At 63.5% G+C, this 16,364-nt stretch carries 14 protein-coding genes; 13 read left to right on the top strand and 1 reads right to left on the bottom strand.

What is annotated here, in order from left to right; all coding sequences use genetic code 11:
* The first annotated feature begins 93 nt into the window (after positions 1-93).
* Positions 94-903, top strand: coding sequence for a polysaccharide pyruvyl transferase family protein (locus ACP15N_RS18905; RefSeq protein WP_425093880.1), 810 nt, complete (start codon positions 94-96; stop codon positions 901-903).
* Here ACP15N_RS18905 and ACP15N_RS18900 read toward each other — a convergent pair.
* Positions 892-2,163 carry a glycosyltransferase family 4 protein gene (locus ACP15N_RS18900; RefSeq protein WP_425093879.1) on the bottom strand — a complete coding sequence of 424 codons (1,272 nt, stop codon included), beginning with the start codon at positions 2,161-2,163 and terminating at the stop codon, positions 892-894. The two genes, ACP15N_RS18905 and ACP15N_RS18900, sit on opposite strands and share 12 nt — an antisense overlap.
* 346 nt (positions 2,164-2,509) lie before the next feature.
* On the opposite strand from ACP15N_RS18900, the gene xrtD reads away from it, so the two are divergent.
* The 12 genes from xrtD to ACP15N_RS18840 all read left to right on the top strand — a co-directional run bounded on the left by xrtD (position 2,510) and on the right by ACP15N_RS18840 (position 16,352).
* Positions 2,510-4,114, top strand: a complete 1,605-nt coding sequence (xrtD, locus tag ACP15N_RS18895; RefSeq protein WP_425093878.1) for a VPLPA-CTERM-specific exosortase XrtD — start codon at positions 2,510-2,512, stop codon at positions 4,112-4,114.
* A 103-nt stretch (positions 4,115-4,217) separates the two neighbouring features.
* On the top strand, positions 4,218-5,309 hold the full coding sequence (locus ACP15N_RS18890; RefSeq protein WP_425093877.1) for a glycosyltransferase family 2 protein: 1,092 nt from the start codon (positions 4,218-4,220) through the stop codon (positions 5,307-5,309).
* A gap of 34 nt (positions 5,310-5,343) precedes the next feature.
* Positions 5,344-6,144 carry a WecB/TagA/CpsF family glycosyltransferase gene (locus ACP15N_RS18885; protein WP_425093876.1) on the top strand — a complete coding sequence of 267 codons (801 nt, stop codon included), beginning with the start codon at positions 5,344-5,346 and terminating at the stop codon, positions 6,142-6,144.
* 7 nt (positions 6,145-6,151) lie between these two features.
* Positions 6,152-7,705, top strand: a complete 1,554-nt coding sequence (locus ACP15N_RS18880; RefSeq protein WP_425093875.1) for a hypothetical protein — start codon at positions 6,152-6,154, stop codon at positions 7,703-7,705.
* A 1-nt stretch (position 7,706) separates the two neighbouring features.
* Positions 7,707-8,705 (top strand): glycosyltransferase, encoded by a 999-nt coding sequence (locus ACP15N_RS18875; RefSeq protein ID WP_425093874.1) that lies wholly within the window; start codon positions 7,707-7,709, stop codon positions 8,703-8,705.
* Positions 8,698-9,291, top strand: a complete 594-nt coding sequence (locus ACP15N_RS18870) for a serine O-acetyltransferase (RefSeq protein WP_425093873.1) — start codon at positions 8,698-8,700, stop codon at positions 9,289-9,291. The genes ACP15N_RS18875 and ACP15N_RS18870 overlap by 8 nt, the downstream gene beginning before the upstream one ends.
* Positions 9,288-10,256, top strand: coding sequence for a glycosyltransferase family 2 protein (locus tag ACP15N_RS18865; RefSeq protein ID WP_425093872.1), 969 nt, complete (start codon positions 9,288-9,290; stop codon positions 10,254-10,256). The genes ACP15N_RS18870 and ACP15N_RS18865 overlap by 4 nt, the downstream gene beginning before the upstream one ends.
* A gap of 194 nt (positions 10,257-10,450) precedes the next feature.
* Positions 10,451-10,711 (top strand): spike base protein, RCAP_Rcc01079 family, encoded by a 261-nt coding sequence (locus ACP15N_RS18860; protein WP_425093871.1) that lies wholly within the window; start codon positions 10,451-10,453, stop codon positions 10,709-10,711.
* A 27-nt stretch (positions 10,712-10,738) separates the two neighbouring features.
* The gene (locus ACP15N_RS18855) at positions 10,739-11,245 is read left to right on the top strand and encodes a hypothetical protein (protein WP_425093870.1); all 507 of its coding nucleotides are present in this window, start codon (positions 10,739-10,741) and stop codon (positions 11,243-11,245) included.
* A gap of 3 nt (positions 11,246-11,248) precedes the next feature.
* A complete protein-coding gene (locus ACP15N_RS18850) occupies positions 11,249-12,727 on the top strand; it encodes a hypothetical protein (RefSeq protein ID WP_425093869.1) in 1,479 nt (492 codons plus the stop codon).
* Complete coding sequence (locus ACP15N_RS18845; protein ID WP_425093868.1) at positions 12,727-15,348, top strand: hypothetical protein; 2,622 nt, start codon at positions 12,727-12,729, stop codon at positions 15,346-15,348. The genes ACP15N_RS18850 and ACP15N_RS18845 overlap by 1 nt, the downstream gene beginning before the upstream one ends.
* Before the next feature lie 113 nt (positions 15,349-15,461).
* Positions 15,462-16,352 carry a hypothetical protein gene (locus ACP15N_RS18840; RefSeq protein ID WP_425093867.1) on the top strand — a complete coding sequence of 297 codons (891 nt, stop codon included), beginning with the start codon at positions 15,462-15,464 and terminating at the stop codon, positions 16,350-16,352.
* Positions 16,353-16,364 lie beyond the last annotated feature (12 nt).

The raw sequence follows: 16,364 nt of genomic DNA, 5'->3' as shown, positions 1-16,364 counted from the left end.
CTTACCGAAAGTTTGGAAAATCCGCCCTTGTGGCGGATTTTTCTTTGCGTACACCTGTCCGCATCTTGCCCCTGAGCCCTGTCCCGTGCCGCCATGCGTCTGATCTATTACAAGTCCGAACCGAATGTCGGGGACGCTCTGAACCCCTGGCTCTGGTCGAGGTTGCTTGGCCCCTTGATGGACGATGACCCGGACCATGCCTTTCTCGGCATTGGGACCATTCTGGTCGAAGGTTACGTAAAGCGCGCCCGCAAGATCACGGTGTTCGGATCCGGTGCCCGCTCGCGACGGACCTTGCCGGATTTCTCGGCGGCGGAGTGGGATCTGCGCTTTGTGCGCGGGCCCAGGACCGCACGCCTGACCGGGGCGGCGTTCGTGTCCGATCCGGCGATCGTGCTGCCGCGTCTTCTGCCTGCTTCAGGGGCGCGTAGCGGCCTCGGGTTTGTCCCGCATTTCAAGACACGGCCTGAGACCGTTGCACAGGTGGCTGCCGCCCTGAATGCGCGGGTCGTGTCCCCGGCGCTCGGTGTGGAGGCCTTCGTGCAGGAGCTGGCCTCTTGTGAGAAAGTGGTGTGCGAGGCCATGCACGGCGCGATCATCGCCGATGCCTACCGTATCCCCTGGGCGGGGCTGCGGCTGGATGTGGCCTACAAGGCCGGCGCGTCGAACGTGTTCAAATGGCGCGACTGGTGCGAAAGCATCGATGCGCCCTATGCATTCTCCCCCCTGCCCCTGATCTGCTACGCCCCGCTGGCGATCCGAAAGCGGTTCAAACCGTCAAAATGGACCCCGCCCGCGCGTTTCGACTTTGGCTTGTCCCCCTGGGCGACACTGGAGAAGGCCCAGGACCGGATCCTGCAAGAGGTCGAACTGCTGAAGCAGGAAACCGCGTCAGTGACCTAGCACACCCGCGTAGACCTCGGCGATTTGCCGGGCCTTGGCGGACCATGTGAACTGGTGCTCGACCCGCGCGCGTGCAGCCTGGCCCATCTGCGGCAGGCCCGTGCGGTCGTCACGAAGTCTGACCAGTTGCTCCGACAGGGCGGCGATGATCTCGGCCCGGGTGCCGATCGGCACCGTGAGCCCTGTGTCCGGTGTGACCAGTTCCCCCGGCCCTGCGTAATCCACGATCATCGGCACCACGCCTAGGGCCATCGCCTCCAGCACGACGCCGCCGCCGAATTCCCGGATGGACGGGAACAGCAGGATATTGGCCGCCGACAGGATGTCCTGCACCCGGTCGTGCGGCTGTTGTCCGTGAAACCGCACCGCTTCCTTGAGGCCGTGCTGCACCGCCAGCGCCTCGAGGTCCGCGCGCATCGGTCCGTCGCCGATGATGTCATAGGTCATCTGCCCCGATTGCAGCAGCGGCAGCGCGGCCTCGATGGCCATATCCGCGCCCTTGTAGGGCACCAGCCGACCAACGAACGCAGCGCGCAGGGGGCCCGTGATGTCTTGCGCGGCCGTCTGGCTGAACCGGGTGGGATCGACCGCGTTTTCAGGGATGTAATGGGTCTTGTCGGAATACGGCGCGGGAATTTCACTTTGCGTGAACCGCGAGCCGGTCAGGATCGCCGCCGTATTGCGCAGCATTTTCCGCCGTCCCGGCAGGGCCTTGTAGATACCGCGCACATAAGACAGCCATTCGCGTTCGCGGCGGCGTTCGGCATCAAAGCCCTTGGGCCAGGGCACCCCGCCATTGAGCGGCCCGATCACGAACGGCACCCCGGCCCGGGCGCATTTGGCAGCCAGCGGCGAGACGGTGGTCGGCGTCAGCGGCGTGACGCGGTGCACGATGTCGTAGCGCCCCGCACGGATATCACCACCGAACGTCTTCCAGACCAGATGCTCGAAATACGGATAGCTCAGGGCGTTCATCGCCGTTGTCATGGTCCAGCCCTTGCCCTTGCCCATGCGCAGGACGCTGGCGATCTTGTGCATCGGGCGCGAGACGGCCTCGGAATCGATGGCCGTGAAATCGACCCCCTCGATCAGCCCGGCGCGCAGGACCGCGTCGCGATTGCGGATCTGGGTGACAAGATGGGTGTCGGCGACCTCGCCCAGGGCCTGGGACAACGACCAGCCGATCAGCGGAACGCTGACCCATTCGGGATTCGCCGCCTCGGCTATGATCAGGACCGCAGGCCGGTCTTTTGCGTGCACCCGGGACCTCTTGCGCGTTGGGTTCTTCTGTTGCCTCATACCAACCGCTGTGACGCTTGCACAGGGAAACAGCCGCGTTTCATTCCGCAGTGCGGCATTGAGGGGACGGCCCGGGCGTGCAGGGGGGTGATCGACATTTTTCGCGCTGACAGTCGTGTGTCTGACATCCGCAGTGGTTGTTCTCAGATCCGGCCAATAGTGACCCAAATGCACAGGTCCTTGCCGTGTTGGACACAAAGCTGTCAGAACTCTGCGATGTGCTGGCCAGATGTCCACGGAACTGGCATATTCTCGCCCAGCATAGCGTATTTACTTTTCTCAATTGATCTGAGCGCAGGGCGATTTGATGTCGATTACGAGTGAGTTGAAACCAGGGTCGGTCACTTTGGGGGATTTCTTCACCCCGGGTATGCTGTGGTTTCTTGTGGCCTGTGCAGGGGCTGCGCTGTTTTTCGCGGATGGGCTCGATGCGCTTCTGCTGGCGTGGTCGCGTCCGGAATACAGCCACGGTCCGCTGATCCCGGTTCTGTCGGGTCTTCTGTTCCTGCGGCAACTCAAGGAAGTGCCGATCCAGACCGGTCCGATCAAGGATCGCTGGCCGGGTGTCTTCGTCGTGGCGCTGTCGCTCGGCTTTGCCCTGCTCGGCAAGATGGCCAACATCTCCGACATCGTGGCCTATGGCGTGATCATCTGGATCTTCGGTATCCTGCTGATCAGCTTTGGCTGGCGCGTGGGACTGCTGTTCTGGCCGCCGGTTCTGCACCTTGTCTACATGCTGCCGCTGCCGGATACGTTCTATTACAAGTTCTCGGCCTGGTTGCAGCTGGTCTCGTCCGAACTGGGCGTCTGGTTCCTGGGTGTGATGAACGTGCCGGTGTTCCTTGAGGGCAACATCATCGATCTGGGCGTGCTGAAACTGCACGTGGCCGAGGCGTGTTCGGGTCTGCGATACCTGTTCCCGATCCTGTCCTTTTCCTACATTTTCGCGGTGCTCTATCGCGGGCCGATGTGGCACAAGGCGGTCCTGCTGATCTCGGCGGCGCCCATCACGGTTCTGATGAACTCTGTCCGCATCGCGGTCGCGGGGGTCATCGCGCAGGAATACGGGGTCGAATGGCTCGACGGGTTCACGCATTTCTTCGAAGGCTGGGTGATCTTTCTGGCCTGTATCGTCCTGCTGTTCGGTCTGGCGCGCATCATGCTGATGCTGCAACCCGAGAAGATGTCGCTTTCCGAGGCGCTGGATCTGGAAACCGACGGGCTTGGCACGCAGGCGGCGCGCCTGCGCCTGATCCAGGCCTCCCCGGCGATGATCACTGCTGCCTGCCTGTCGCTCTTCGGGGCCCTGGCCTGGCAGGCCGTGCCCCAGCCCGAGCGGGGGGAGATCGAGCGTGACAGCTTCGTCACCTTCCCCCGTACCATCGGAGACTGGCGTCAGGACGGGCCCGCCGTAAGACTTGATCCGGCGATCGAACGGACGTTGAAAGCCGATGACTACCGGTCAGCGAATTTCGTCAATTCCGATGCAGCGGCGAGCATTGAGCTGTTCATGGCGTGGTATGCCGATCAGACCAATGGCGGGGTCCACAGCCCCGAAGTGTGTCTGCCCGGCGCGGGCTGGGAGATTGCCTGGATCGAACGGGCCGACATCTCGCAGCAACTCGACATTCCTTCGAAGTACAATGTGAATCGGGCCATCATCCAGAAGGGTGAGACACGTCTGATGGTGCTCTACTGGTTCCAGCAGCGGGAGCGCCGGATTGCCTGGGACATCGCCGCCAAGTTCTGGCTGATGGTGGACGGGATTCGCACCGGGCGCACCGATGGCGGGTTGATCCGCCTGACGACCCCGATCCTCGAAGAGGAAACGGATGCCCAGGCAGAGGCGCGTTTGTTCGACATGCTGTCGGAGTTGCGCCACGATCTTCCGCGTTTCATGCCCGAAGAGTGACTTTTCCCCAATTGGCATGGATATCGTTCGGACGCGTAGGCTAATGTTGCACCGCAGCAGGATGTCCACTGCACGGATATGATTTGAGAACGGAAGTCTTGGCATGCTGACATGGAGCGCGTGTATCGCAACGCTCAACAGGCACGATGTGCTCATGCTGGCGTTGTCTCAGGTCGTCCGGCAGACCCGGCTGCCCGGGCAGATCGTCGTCGTCGATGCCAGTGACAACTGGGAAGAGGGCAAGGCCCGTGCGACGGACATTCTGGCCGGGCAGACCGGGATCGAGCTGATCTACGTGACAAGCCCGGTCCGGTCTTCTGCGACCCAGCGCAACCTCGGTATTTCGATGTGCACCGGCGATATCGTTTTCCTCATGGATGACGATTCCTTTCTGCACGACACCTGCGCCGAAGAGCTTCTGCGCGTCTACGAGGCCGATACCGAGGCGGCCGTTGCCGGTGTCGGCGCGCGCCTGACGGATGTGAACCCGGTGGCGGACAAGGTTGAAACCTCGGATGGCGCCACGCCGGGTTTGCAACGCAAGGGGACCGGTCGGACCGCGTCAGCGGGGTTGTCCCAGAGGGTGATGAAGACCCGGCTGGGGCGTTGGATCAACCGCGAGATCCTGTTTCAGAACGCAGAAAAGCTGTTCATGCGCTATGATGAGCCGCGTGCGCGGGAGGTGCCGCCTTCGGTCGCGCACCTCAAGGTGAAGGCGACCCCGTTCATGCCAGGCTCTGGCATGAGTTTTCGCCGGTCGATCGGCGATGTCGAGCAGTTCGATACGGCCCTTCGGTATTATGCGGCCTTCGAGGATCTCGACATCTGCTATCGTATTGCCCGTCATGGCGCACTCTTGCGGGCTGGCGACGCCCAGTTGCATCATTACGAAGCCGCCCCCGGCCGGATCAAGCGCAAGAAGGTCATCGTGTTCCAACTGCTCAACATGGCTGTGTTCCTCAAACGACATGCGGAAAAGCCCGACAGGTTCCGCGCGGCCTACCGGGTGATGCTGGCGCGCAGGCTCTTGTCGGAGTTCCTCAAGGACAGCCTGTCGCGGCGCTGGGAATTTCCGCAGGTGGCGGGCGTTGTGCTGGCGATGCGGCACTGGCGCGAAATCTGGTCGCGCAGCGAAGAGGAAATCGACAGCTGGTATCCGGATTTCCAGAAACGCATTCTGGAAGACATACAATGAGGGCGGCGCTGGTTGATGCCCGCGTGCGGAGCGGATGAGCGTCGCGGCGGCGATCGACTGGCCGATGCTGTCTGGCCATGTCACGGATCAGGGACAGGCGACCTGCGTCAATGTCGTGTCGCAAGAGGCATTGCTTGCCGATCTCGAAGGCCGCCTGGTACGGAAGCAGGGGTTTTCCATCGCCACGCTGAACCTCGACCATGTGGTCAAGCTGCGCAGCCTTCCTGCCTTTGCCGAGGCTTACAAGGCCCACACCCATGTAACGGCCGATGGCAACCCGATCGTCTGGCTGTTGCGTCTGGCGGGTCAAAGGGTGGCGCTGGTCCCGGGATCCGAGCTTGTGGTGCCGGTTGCGACCCTGGCGGCACGCCAAGAGGTGCCGGTCGGCTTTTTCGGCTCTGATGACGGGTCTCTTGCGGCGGCAGAGGCGGCGCTGAAAGACAAGGTGCCCGGGCTTGAGGTGGCCGCGCGTATTGCCCCGCCGATGGGGTTCGATCCTGTCGGCCCGCAAGCCGATGCGCTGATCGCTGAGTTGCAGGCCTCCGGCGCGCGGGTGGTGTTCCTGGCCCTGGGAGCCCCAAAACAGGAAATTCTGGCCGCCCGTATCCAGTCCGCCTTCCCCGAAATCGGCGTGCTGTCGATCGGGGCGGGGCTCGATTTTCTGGCAGGCTCGCAGACGCGCGCCCCGGTCCTGGTCCAGAAGCTGGCGATGGAGTGGGTCTGGCGGCTTTTGCAGAACCCCGGACGGCTCTGGCGCCGGTACCTGGCCTGCATCACCATTCTGCCCGGGCTGGCCGCCTCCGCCATGCGCCTGCGCTACAGGCAGGAAAGGTAGGCGCGCCATGGTGCCCCCGCTTCTTGCCCTGTTCGCGTTTCCGTTTCTGGTGGTGGTTCTGTTTGCCCGGCTCAAACCCGTACTTGCCATGGCGGCCGCCATTGTCACCGGCTATCTGTTTCTGCCGCATGGGCGCGGGCTGGACCTGCCGATGGTGCCGCCGATCAACAAGGATTTCGTGCCCGCCGTGGCTGTTCTGATTGCCATGCTCATCATTCTGGCACGTACAAAGAACACAGCCGATCCCCGCTTCCTGACGACCTGGTTGCCGCGAAAACCCCTTGTTCTGGCGTTCCTGGCCATCGTGCCGCTGAGTTTCATCGGGATGGTGCTGACCAACGGGGACCGTCTTGTCCACGGGCCGCTGACCCTGCCCGGTCTGCGCCCCTATGATGCCGCATCCCTATTGGTTCAGGCCGGGATCCTGTTGCTGCCCTTCCTGCTTGCGCGCCGCTTTCTGGGGCATCCCGACACGCATGTCACGCTGCTTTGGGTGGTGGTGGTGGCGGGCACGGCCTATTCGTTCCTGTCGCTTTACGAGACGCGGATGTCGCCGCAGCTCAACACCAACATCTATGGCTATTTTCAGCACCGCTGGGGCCAGCATGTGCGGGGCGACGGGTTCCGGCCGATCGTGTTCCTGCAGCACGGACTCTGGGTATCGCTGTTCTTTTCCACGGTTGTTCTGTCGGCCTTGGCCTTGTTCAAGGCCACGCCGCCACCGACGCGCGTGCGGTATCTGTTCGTGGCGCTGTGGGTGCTGATGACGCTGGTTCTGACCAAGTCGCTGGGGGCGCTGCTGATCACGCTGGCGCTGGCCCCGGTCATCCTGTTTCTCAGTGTGCGGATGCAGGTTCTGATCGCCTGCTTCTTCGCGATATCCGTGACGATGTATCCGATGCTGCGTGGTGCTGGCCTGGTGCCGATCGATCGCATGTCGTCATTTGCAGCAACCATCGATTCCAACCGGGCCCTGTCCTTCGAGACACGGCTTCGGAACGAGGACCTGCTGTTGGAGAAGGCGCAGCAACGCCCGGTTTTCGGGTGGGGGACCTGGGGCCGGAACCGCGTGTATGACAATACGGGCAGCTCCCTGACCATTCCGGATGGCTACTGGATCATCACCATCGGCACGAACGGATGGGCGGGATATATCGGCATCTTCGGGCTGCTGTCGTCGGGAATCATCGGTTTGGCCATGGCGGGGCGAAGGCTCGACATAACGCCCGCGACGGCAGGTTTGGCGGTGGTTCTGGCCGGGAACATGGTCGATCTCATTCCCAACGCCACGCTGACCCCGGTGACCTGGTTGCTTGCCGGCGCACTTCTGGGTCGGTACGAACACGGGCGCATTTCCGAGATCTCCGAGGAGGTGCCGGTCATCGACACCCCTCGCCGCGTGCAATACAGCCGCTTTGGCCCGGGGCGGAGCCCGGCCGAACCTGTCGGGACTCTGGCACGGGCGTCCGAGCCACCGGCCCGCCATACCGAACTGACCTTGCACCGCAAGACCGAGCGCGCGGCCCCGCTACGCAGGCGCCTGTCGCCGACCAAACGCTGATATGACCGCCTCTTCCCCTTCCGAGATCGCGGTGATCGTGGTCAATTATGGCACTGCCGATCTGGCCATCGAAGCGGTCGGGAGCGTGCGCGCGCGCAACCATGGCGGCCGCCGTGTCGATCTGCATCTGGTCGACAATGCCTCCCCCGGGGGCAAGGATGCCGCGGCGTTTCAGCGGGCTGCACGGGATCTTGGCTGGGGCGCGGACGTGACCTTGCATCTGGAATCCGAAAACCACGGCTTCGGGCGTGGAAACAACCTTGTGCTTCAGGATCTGGCCGCCCGCCCCGCCCCGCCGACCTATGTCTTTCTGCTCAACCCCGATGCGCGGCTCGAAAACGAAGCGCTGGACATTCTGGCCGCCCATCTGGATGCGCACCCGAAAGCGGCCTTTGCCGGGGCCGGTATCGACAAGCCCGGAACCGGTGCGGTCACGGCCGCCTTTCGGTTCCCGCGCCCGGTGGGAGAATTCACCCGGGCGCTGGCCTTTGGCCCGGTTACACGACTGGCGCCGAACCTCGTGGTGCCCCTGCCCCCCGATCATCCGCAGGGCCCCGTGGGGTGGGTTGCGGGCGCGGCGGTCCTGATCCGGTTCGAGGCGCTCAAAGCGCTTGAGTTCTTCGATCCGGAGTATTTCCTGTACTACGAAGAGGTCGACCTGATGCACCGCGCGGCGCGCGCCGGGTGGGAGACATGGTTCGTTCCGCAGGCCCGGGTCATCCACGCCGAAGGGGCGGCGACCAATGTCAGAAGCGGGGTGCGGAACCGCCCCCGCAAGCCTGCCTATTGGTACCGGTCATGGCGCAAGTATTTCACCGATACCTACGGTCCCGTGGGGGTGCGTATCGCGGCTCTGTGCTGGGTGATGGGGGCGGTTGGCAATCTTCTCCTGTCGCTGATCCCGGGCCGGGGCGCGTCGGTGCCTAACAGGTTCTTCGGGGATTTCTGGGCGGTCGTGCTGCGCCCGTTGCTGGGCCTGCGGGAGGGGTCTTATGGCTGACACAGGCCCTTCACAGGCGCTTTTCGTCCAGAACCCCGGGTCGGAGAATTGTAATCCGACCGGCATCGGGCTGCGCGCCCTGATTGCCGAAGACCTGCGCACCCATGACGGTGACGTGCTGGCCCAGGGATTCTGGGCGCTGTTCTGGCACCGGTTCGGCAACTGGCGCATGGGGGTGCGCCCGCGCCTGTTGCGGGTGCCGCTGACGCTGCTGTACCGCATGATGCACAAGCTCTGCCAATGGATGGGGGGGATCGACCTGCCCTATACGGTGCGGGTCGGGCGGCGTGTCCGGCTGGAACATTTCGGGGGCATGATCCTGGTGGCTCAGACCATCGGCGACGATGTGATCATCCGCCAGAACACCACTTTCGGCATTGCCGGGCTGGACGCCCTGAAGGACCGGCCCGTGATCGGCAACCGGGTGGAACTGGGCGCCGGGGCCGTCGTGGTCGGGCCGATCCATGTGGGCGATGACGCGATTGTCGGGGCCAATGCGGTTGTCACCAAGGATGTGCCAGCCGGCGCGATCGTCGGCGGTGTGCCGGCGCGTCTGATCCGGATGAAGGATGGGTTTTCGGCGTGATCAGGGGAGCGGCAGAGGATGTCGCGGCGATTGCGATCGGCCGCAACGAGGGGGAGCGGCTTGTGCGCTGCCTGTCCTCTCTTGCCGGGCGGGTTGGACGGATCGTTTACATCGACAGCGGGTCCACCGATGACAGTCTTGCACAAGCGCAGGCGCTTGGGGCGGAAGTGGTCGAGCTGGACACGAGCCAGCCCTTCACGGCTGCGCGGGCCCGCAACGCAGGTCTGGCACATGTCGCGGATGATCCGCAGATCCGGTATGTTCAATTCGTGGACGGCGATTGCGAGGTTCAGCCCGATTGGATCGATACGGCGCGCCGGTTCCTGGAGGACAATGCCAAGGTCGCGGTGGTGTGTGGGCGCCGTCGGGAACGGTTTCCCGAGGCCACGCTGTGGAACCGGCTGACGGACGAGGAATGGGCGGCGGACCCGGGCAAGGTCCGGGCCTGCGGCGGGGATGCCATGATGCGCCGGGCGGCGCTCATGGATGTTGGCGGATTCAACCCGAACCTGATCGCCGGGGAAGAGCCGGAACTGTGTGTGCGGCTCCGGCAGGCCGGGTGGGAGGTCTGGCGCCTGCCTGCCGAAATGACGCTGCATGATGCGGCCATGACCCGGTTTTCCCAATGGTGGAGCCGCTGTCGGCGCGCGGGCTACACCTATGCCGAAGGGGTCGCCATGTATGGGGCCCCGCCGGAGCGGCACAACGTGGCCCGGCTGCGGCGCACGATCCTTTGGGGGGGCGTTCTGCCGCTGATTGTCGTGCTTGGGATGTTCGTGACGCCCTTTGCCCTGCTGCTTCTGCTGATCTGGCCCTTGCAGGTCCTTCGGTTGCAGCGTCGGGGGATGCGGTCCTCCAGTGCCGCATTCCTGATGCTGGGCAAGCTGGCCGAGATGCAGGGCGCGCTGACATGGGTCTGGCGGCGGCTCCGGGCAAAGCCCGCGCAGCTGATCGAGTACAAGTAGCACAGCACCCGCCACGGCCCTTCGTAAGACCCTGTAAAGCTTGGTTTCCAAGCAGCCCCGCGCAACGCACGCCGCGCTTCGGGTCCTTTAACGATATCCAGTGACGCTTAGGGAGAGTTCGGTTCCGACCTGGCTGCCCGCCGGTTGATCGGAGCGGTTTCGATCCCAACCCTGAGCATAGACGGATATCCGACATGAAAGACATCTTCGCTTCTTTCAGCCCCTCGCTGGAAAGCCCTGCCAGTCACATTCTGGAAGTGACCCCCAGCGATACCGAGGACCTGCCCGTGGCAAGTCGCGCGTTGAATGTCGCCTCCGAAGGCATTGTCCGGGTGACCACGGTTGGCGGCGATACTGCCAATGTCTCGGTGGTGGCCGGTGTGCCGTTTCCGATCCGGTGCACCCGCGTATGGGCCTCTGGCACCACGGCAACGGGCATCGTGGCCCTTTACTGATCCTTCTCTCTAGCGACGGGCCTTCATATGCGAATTGGTTTTCCCAATAGCCTCAGCCGTGGTGCGGCTTCGAGCACCGGAGTCTTCGATCCCGGCACGGCCGCTCCGGTGATCAATGGCGTGCCGACGATCTCCGGTGTTCCGCTTGTCGGGGAGGTTCTGATGGCCAGCCCCGCCCCCGTGGCCGGTTTTCCGCCCCCGGTCCGGAGCTGGCAATGGTTGCGATCCGGTGTGCTCGTCTCCGGTGAGACCGGGCCCAGCTATGTGCTGAGCGCGGCCGATGACGGGACCGCGATCGCGGTGCAGCAGGTCGAGACAAACAGCACCGGCGGGGTCACGGCAACCAGTGCGCCGACGGATACGATCCAGATCCCCCCTCCCCCTCCCCCTCCGCCGCCGCTTCCGTCCATCTGGCAGATCAGTGCAGGGGATGCGGCCGCAACCATCGCGTCCTTCCCCGGCGCGCCAACCGGCACGTGGGACATCGCCCCGGGTGACGGCGGCGCGACCATCAACTCATTCCCAGGAGCGTAGGACATGCCCGAGAAATTCTTGACCCTCCCCGCGGCTGACTGCGACGCGGACGGTCTGCCGACCACACTGGCCAATGCAACCCTGCAGGAGGCAAACCTGTCGGGGCTGTCGAACGGGACCGCCTACCGTGCACTGGTCCTGCAGGATCCGAGCCCCGCGTTTACGCCTGCGGCTGCCGATGTCGCGCCGGTGATTTCCGGTGTTCCGACGATCTCCGGTACAGAGCAACAGGGGGCGACCCTGACCGTCACGCCGGCGGCTGCAACAGGCTTTCCGGTCCCGGTAAGAGCGCTTCAGTGGTTGCGCGACGGCGCCGTGATTCCGGGTGCGACCGGTTTGACCTATGTGCTGCAGGCCGCCGATGTGGGGTCAGGGCTCAGCGTCCGTCAGACCGAAACCAATTCCCAAGGGTCGGACACCGCGACGAGCGAGACAACCGACAGTATCATGGCGGCGGCGCCCATGCTGCCCCCCACATCCCCCACGATCTCGGGGCTGTCGTTTGACGATGTGGCCGGTGATCTGCAGGTCGATATCGACATGAAGGTGGCAGGTGACGGACTTCTGGTCTGGGCGCTCTGGGACGATACCAAATCCGGCGGGACCCCCCCGGTCACGGATAACCAGGGTGCCGTGACGGGCAATGTCGAACAGGCGGGTACGCAGGTCGCGGATTCAGGGCCGTTTTCCTATACGCTGACCTATCCGGCCACCACCACGGCAAACCGGCTCCGCGTGTGGGCGATCAATGTCAACGGAGAGATCTCCGACACGCCGATTGATGTCGCGTTCACGCCGTCTGTAGCCTCTGTTCCGACCACGCTGGCGGTTGCCGGGGTGCATTGGTTCAACCAGGCCAATCTGACGACCGGGCAGGCCCAGACGAACACAGGTGCTGTGCCAAACGCAGCGGGCTCCTGGCTCCTGGCGCTGAATGCCAACAACACGACCTTCGGCGGGGGCACGATTGATATCACCGTAAGTGGTGCGAATTCGACCGTGACCCGGCTGGTCAGCACGTCCTCGGCCGACAACGTGGCCTACAGCGCGATCTACCTTGTCGAAGCGGCCGCAGCCGACACGCTGACGCTGACCCAAAGCGGAACGGGCACGGTCGATCTTGTCTCGGCAATGATCCTGTCCAGCACCGAAACGCTCAGCGCTGCGGCGGTCACGGCGACGGATGCGGTCAACTTCGCTGCGGGCACCGGCACCCACGTCCTGTCCGGCACACTGTCGGATGTGCCTGAAAATCATTCGGTCGTCGCGCTTTTCGGGGCGAAGGGCAACCAGTCGGGCCAGGCATCCTGGACCGGGGGTTTCAGCACCGCGTCGTCCGATCAGGACCGCGCGGCCTTTGATCTGAAGCTGGAAAACGGGGTCGCACCCGGCGACTTCGAGGTGATCGTCGATACCAACGGCACCACAAACAACAACCGCGCGATTGCCATGGCTGCAGTTGCCGTTACGGGAGTGGCATGATGCCCACATTGACAATTCGCGGAACGATCATCCCCGAGAGCGTGCTGTCGAACCACCCTGCGTTCCAGCCCGACGGGCAGACACGGTTTGATTTCCCCAACGGGTTCGGGGAGGGCGACCACTACGCGCTGGAGGTCGATCCGGCCAACCCGGTTGCCATGAAGTTCGAGCCTGGCACGACGACTGAGGTCTGGTACCTCACGACCGAGGGGCGCGGCTGGTCGCGGCAGGATATCGTGGACGCCGAGCCAGGCTTGTCCAGCACATCGCAGGTGACGAATGCGTGGCTGAATGGCCAGGATCTTTATGGCAAGCGCTCAAGTCACCCGCTGGAATGGGATGTTGCGGGCGGGGCCGGACCGGGCAGATCGATCTATACCAGCAAGATGAACGAGACGCAGTCCGACACGAAATTCGTGGCGTACTGGTGGATGTTCGAGCGCGGGGGCACGTATCAGTTCGACACCCGGGTTGTCTCGGGGGAGTGCCTGCTGCACCCCGTCGTGCACGGCGCGTTCGGCTCCGGGCCAAAGCCGAAACTGGCGGAAGCCCCGCAACGCTCTCTGGGCGATCCCCGGCCCTACTACAATGCCTATTCCGGCCTGGAAATGCCGGGCTACGCGATGCAGGCCGGTGCGTACGGAACGCTGTTTTCCGACGTGCTGTTGTCCGAACATGAGACAGTCGTCAATGCCGCCCCGTCGGAATACATCACCTGGTTCGGCACGAATGTCTGGGATGTCCACGTCAAATCCCCCGGAGGTACCAACTGGTCAGGTGGCGACCGGGCCTCGGGCATTTTCTTTGGCAGCGGCGCGTCTCATGTTCTGATGTGGAACGTCTTTCTGGATCTGAACGGGTGGCAGATCGGGTATGACCCGGTCAATGCCGATGGCAGCCTGCCGCAGGCGCCGAACGACAAGAACCACAATGTCTATTGCACGGAAAACGTCTCGGATGTGACGTTCATCGAGAGCATCAGCACCCGGGCTTCCCACAACTCCGTACAGTTGCGGGGTGGCGGGTTCCTCGGGCCATCCGTTCACGGGGAGAACAATGCAGGGTCGTTCCACGGCCGGGCCGGGTCCTCCTATCAGACAGACAGCACGATCAAGTTTCAGAAAGACGATATTGTCACGGGACAGTCGAGCGGCGCCATGTCTCCGCCCATGCTGGGGGGGACGACATACCAGTATGCGTTCCGGGTGCGCCCGCCCCTCACTGCAGATCAAACGCAGTTCCAGATCGGCGAGACGGTCACGGCCTCGGTTTCAGGCGCGACGGGAGAAATTCTCAGCGTCACCGAGTTTGGCAACTACGGGGCCACGCTTGATGTTCTGACGATGGGGGCGGGTTTCCGGCCCGGCAATCTGATCGGTGTCCGGACCAAGGCGTTCAACGGTCTTGAGCATCTCGATGCGGTGCATGCGAACCTCATCATCGCCAATGGCGTTGATCCGCAGAACCCTGAAGAGATCTCGGCCAAGTCGGGCTTCTTCACCAATGGGGAACTTGGCATTACCCTGGTCGGAAGTGATCAGGATCAGGTCGACAAGAGCCATTACACCGGCACGATCAAGGCCTATAACTGGGGGCCCTCGTCAAACGACAAGGACATTGCCGGGCTCGACACGAGCACCCTGAATGAGGTGACGTTCGGGGGGTGGGCCGATGCCCATCAATCCCAGCCGATCGGGACATCCACCGCGTTCGAGGCCATCGACTATCTGCGGACCCTTCCAGATGCCGCGGCCCGGTTTCAGGACATCTGGAATTTTGCGGCAACGCGCTTTGACATGCCGACATTCGGTCACGGACCCGGAACGATCATTTTCGATCCCGCGACCTACTGCCCCTGGGCGGAAGGCTACCGGGGCGACAATCCCCACAACTGGCGCATCGACGGCAAGCGGGATTTCCCGGTGGATGGTGACAATCTCGTTCTGAAGTCTCTGGTGGGCTGGTACCGTACGGTACGAGCGGCCGATATCGCGTTCGAGAACGGGGCTGTGGCACGGGTCTCTGGCGGATATATGTCCTGTACGACAACCCATGGCGCCGGTGGTCTGGACGTGCGCGGAGCTGGTCAGTTCGAGTTCAAGGGCACGAGCAGCGCGGTGCTGGATGCCACAGTCACAGGTGGACGCATCAGTGTCTCGGGCACGATTGACGGCGGGCTGTCGGCAAATGTGTTCAACGATGCCCGTTTCGTTGTCTACCAGGGCGGTTCGGTCACGTTCGGGGCCGATGACACCCTCACCCTGAACGGAGACGCAGCCCGCGTCGGGTTCGATGGGCAAGGTGGTACGGCCGCGGTGATCTTCGGCTCCGGCAGCACATTGGCATTCATCGCCGGAGATGCGGGTGTGTCCACGATCCGGGAATTCCGCTCCGGCCATTACGGGCTAGAGGAGTTCGGTGGGGGCGTGACAGGCCAGCCCCGCGATCCCAACCTCACATCGCAGGTGACGCTGGAGGCCGGTGCTGTGGTGAGCGTGGATACGACTGGGCTCGCACCGGGCACCTATACACTGATCGACGTGGACAGTCTGACCGATAATGGCGCGATACTGCCTGCCGGTGTGTCGGTGATCGGGAACCGGCTGGAAGTCTCTGTGTGACGGACTGACAACAGTCAGCCCCAAGCTGGAGATGGCCGCGATGCTGCTTGTCCGGTCTGATGGGCGTCATTAAACTCTGGCGGAACTGAATTTCGCTTGGATGAGGTCCGGACGTGAACGTGCATGGTGGAATGCAGAACGACAAGGGCGGTCGCGCGCAGGTGCGGACCGCCCTGGCTACCCACCCGGTCCATCATATGCCTGCCGCCGGATCCAAGTACGCCTTTGGGCGCGTCCATCGCGACCGCGCTTCCCTGACGGGCTACAGGATGGAACTTGGCAAGCGGACGCGCGCCGCCGCGCTTGCCCTGAAGGGCAAGCGGGGCGCAGAGCGGCGCTTTGTCGTGATATCCCGGCCCCGCAGCGGTTCGACCCTGCTTGTCGATCTGTTGCGCCAGATCGACGGGCTGCGCTGTGATGGCGAGATGTTGCATTTTGCGGTCCATCAACCCGCCCGCCTGCTGTCTGCCCTTGCACGGACCTGTGTTCAGGAAGCGTATGGCTGCAAGGTCCTGTCCTACCAGTTGTTCGAAGTCCAGAAGATGAAGGACCCGCTGCCGTTTCTGGACGCGCTGCAGGCGGATGGGTTCCATCTGATCCACCTGCGCCGCAAGACGTTTCCGCAAAGCCTGTCCTTGGCGAAAGCGCAGGACGTGGGGCTCTATACCAGCTGGGAAGATCGTGGTCCGGTCAACAGCGCACTGCCGACCGAGGTCAGGCTCGATACGGACCAGTTCGAACACCAGTTGAAATGGAACGCCGCGATGCTGGATTACGAAGACCAGCTGATGTCGTGCGTGCCCCATATCCGGGTGCAATACGAAGACCACCTGTGCAGCCCGGAGGCACAGCAGGCCACCGTCGACAAGATCTGTGACCTGATCGGGCATCCGACCGGCCCGGTAAAGGCGCGGACCTCCAAGATCAGCAGCAACCGCAAAGCCACTCAGGTGGCCAACCATGCGGAGTTGAAGGCGCTGGCGGAGACGCTGGGGCTGGTATAGCCCCGGCGCCTG

The sequence above is a fragment of the Tropicimonas sp. S265A genome, from assembly GCF_049800835.1.
Classification (GTDB): domain Bacteria; phylum Pseudomonadota; class Alphaproteobacteria; order Rhodobacterales; family Rhodobacteraceae; genus Dinoroseobacter.
This window is presented reverse-complemented; position numbering and strand designations above follow the sequence as displayed.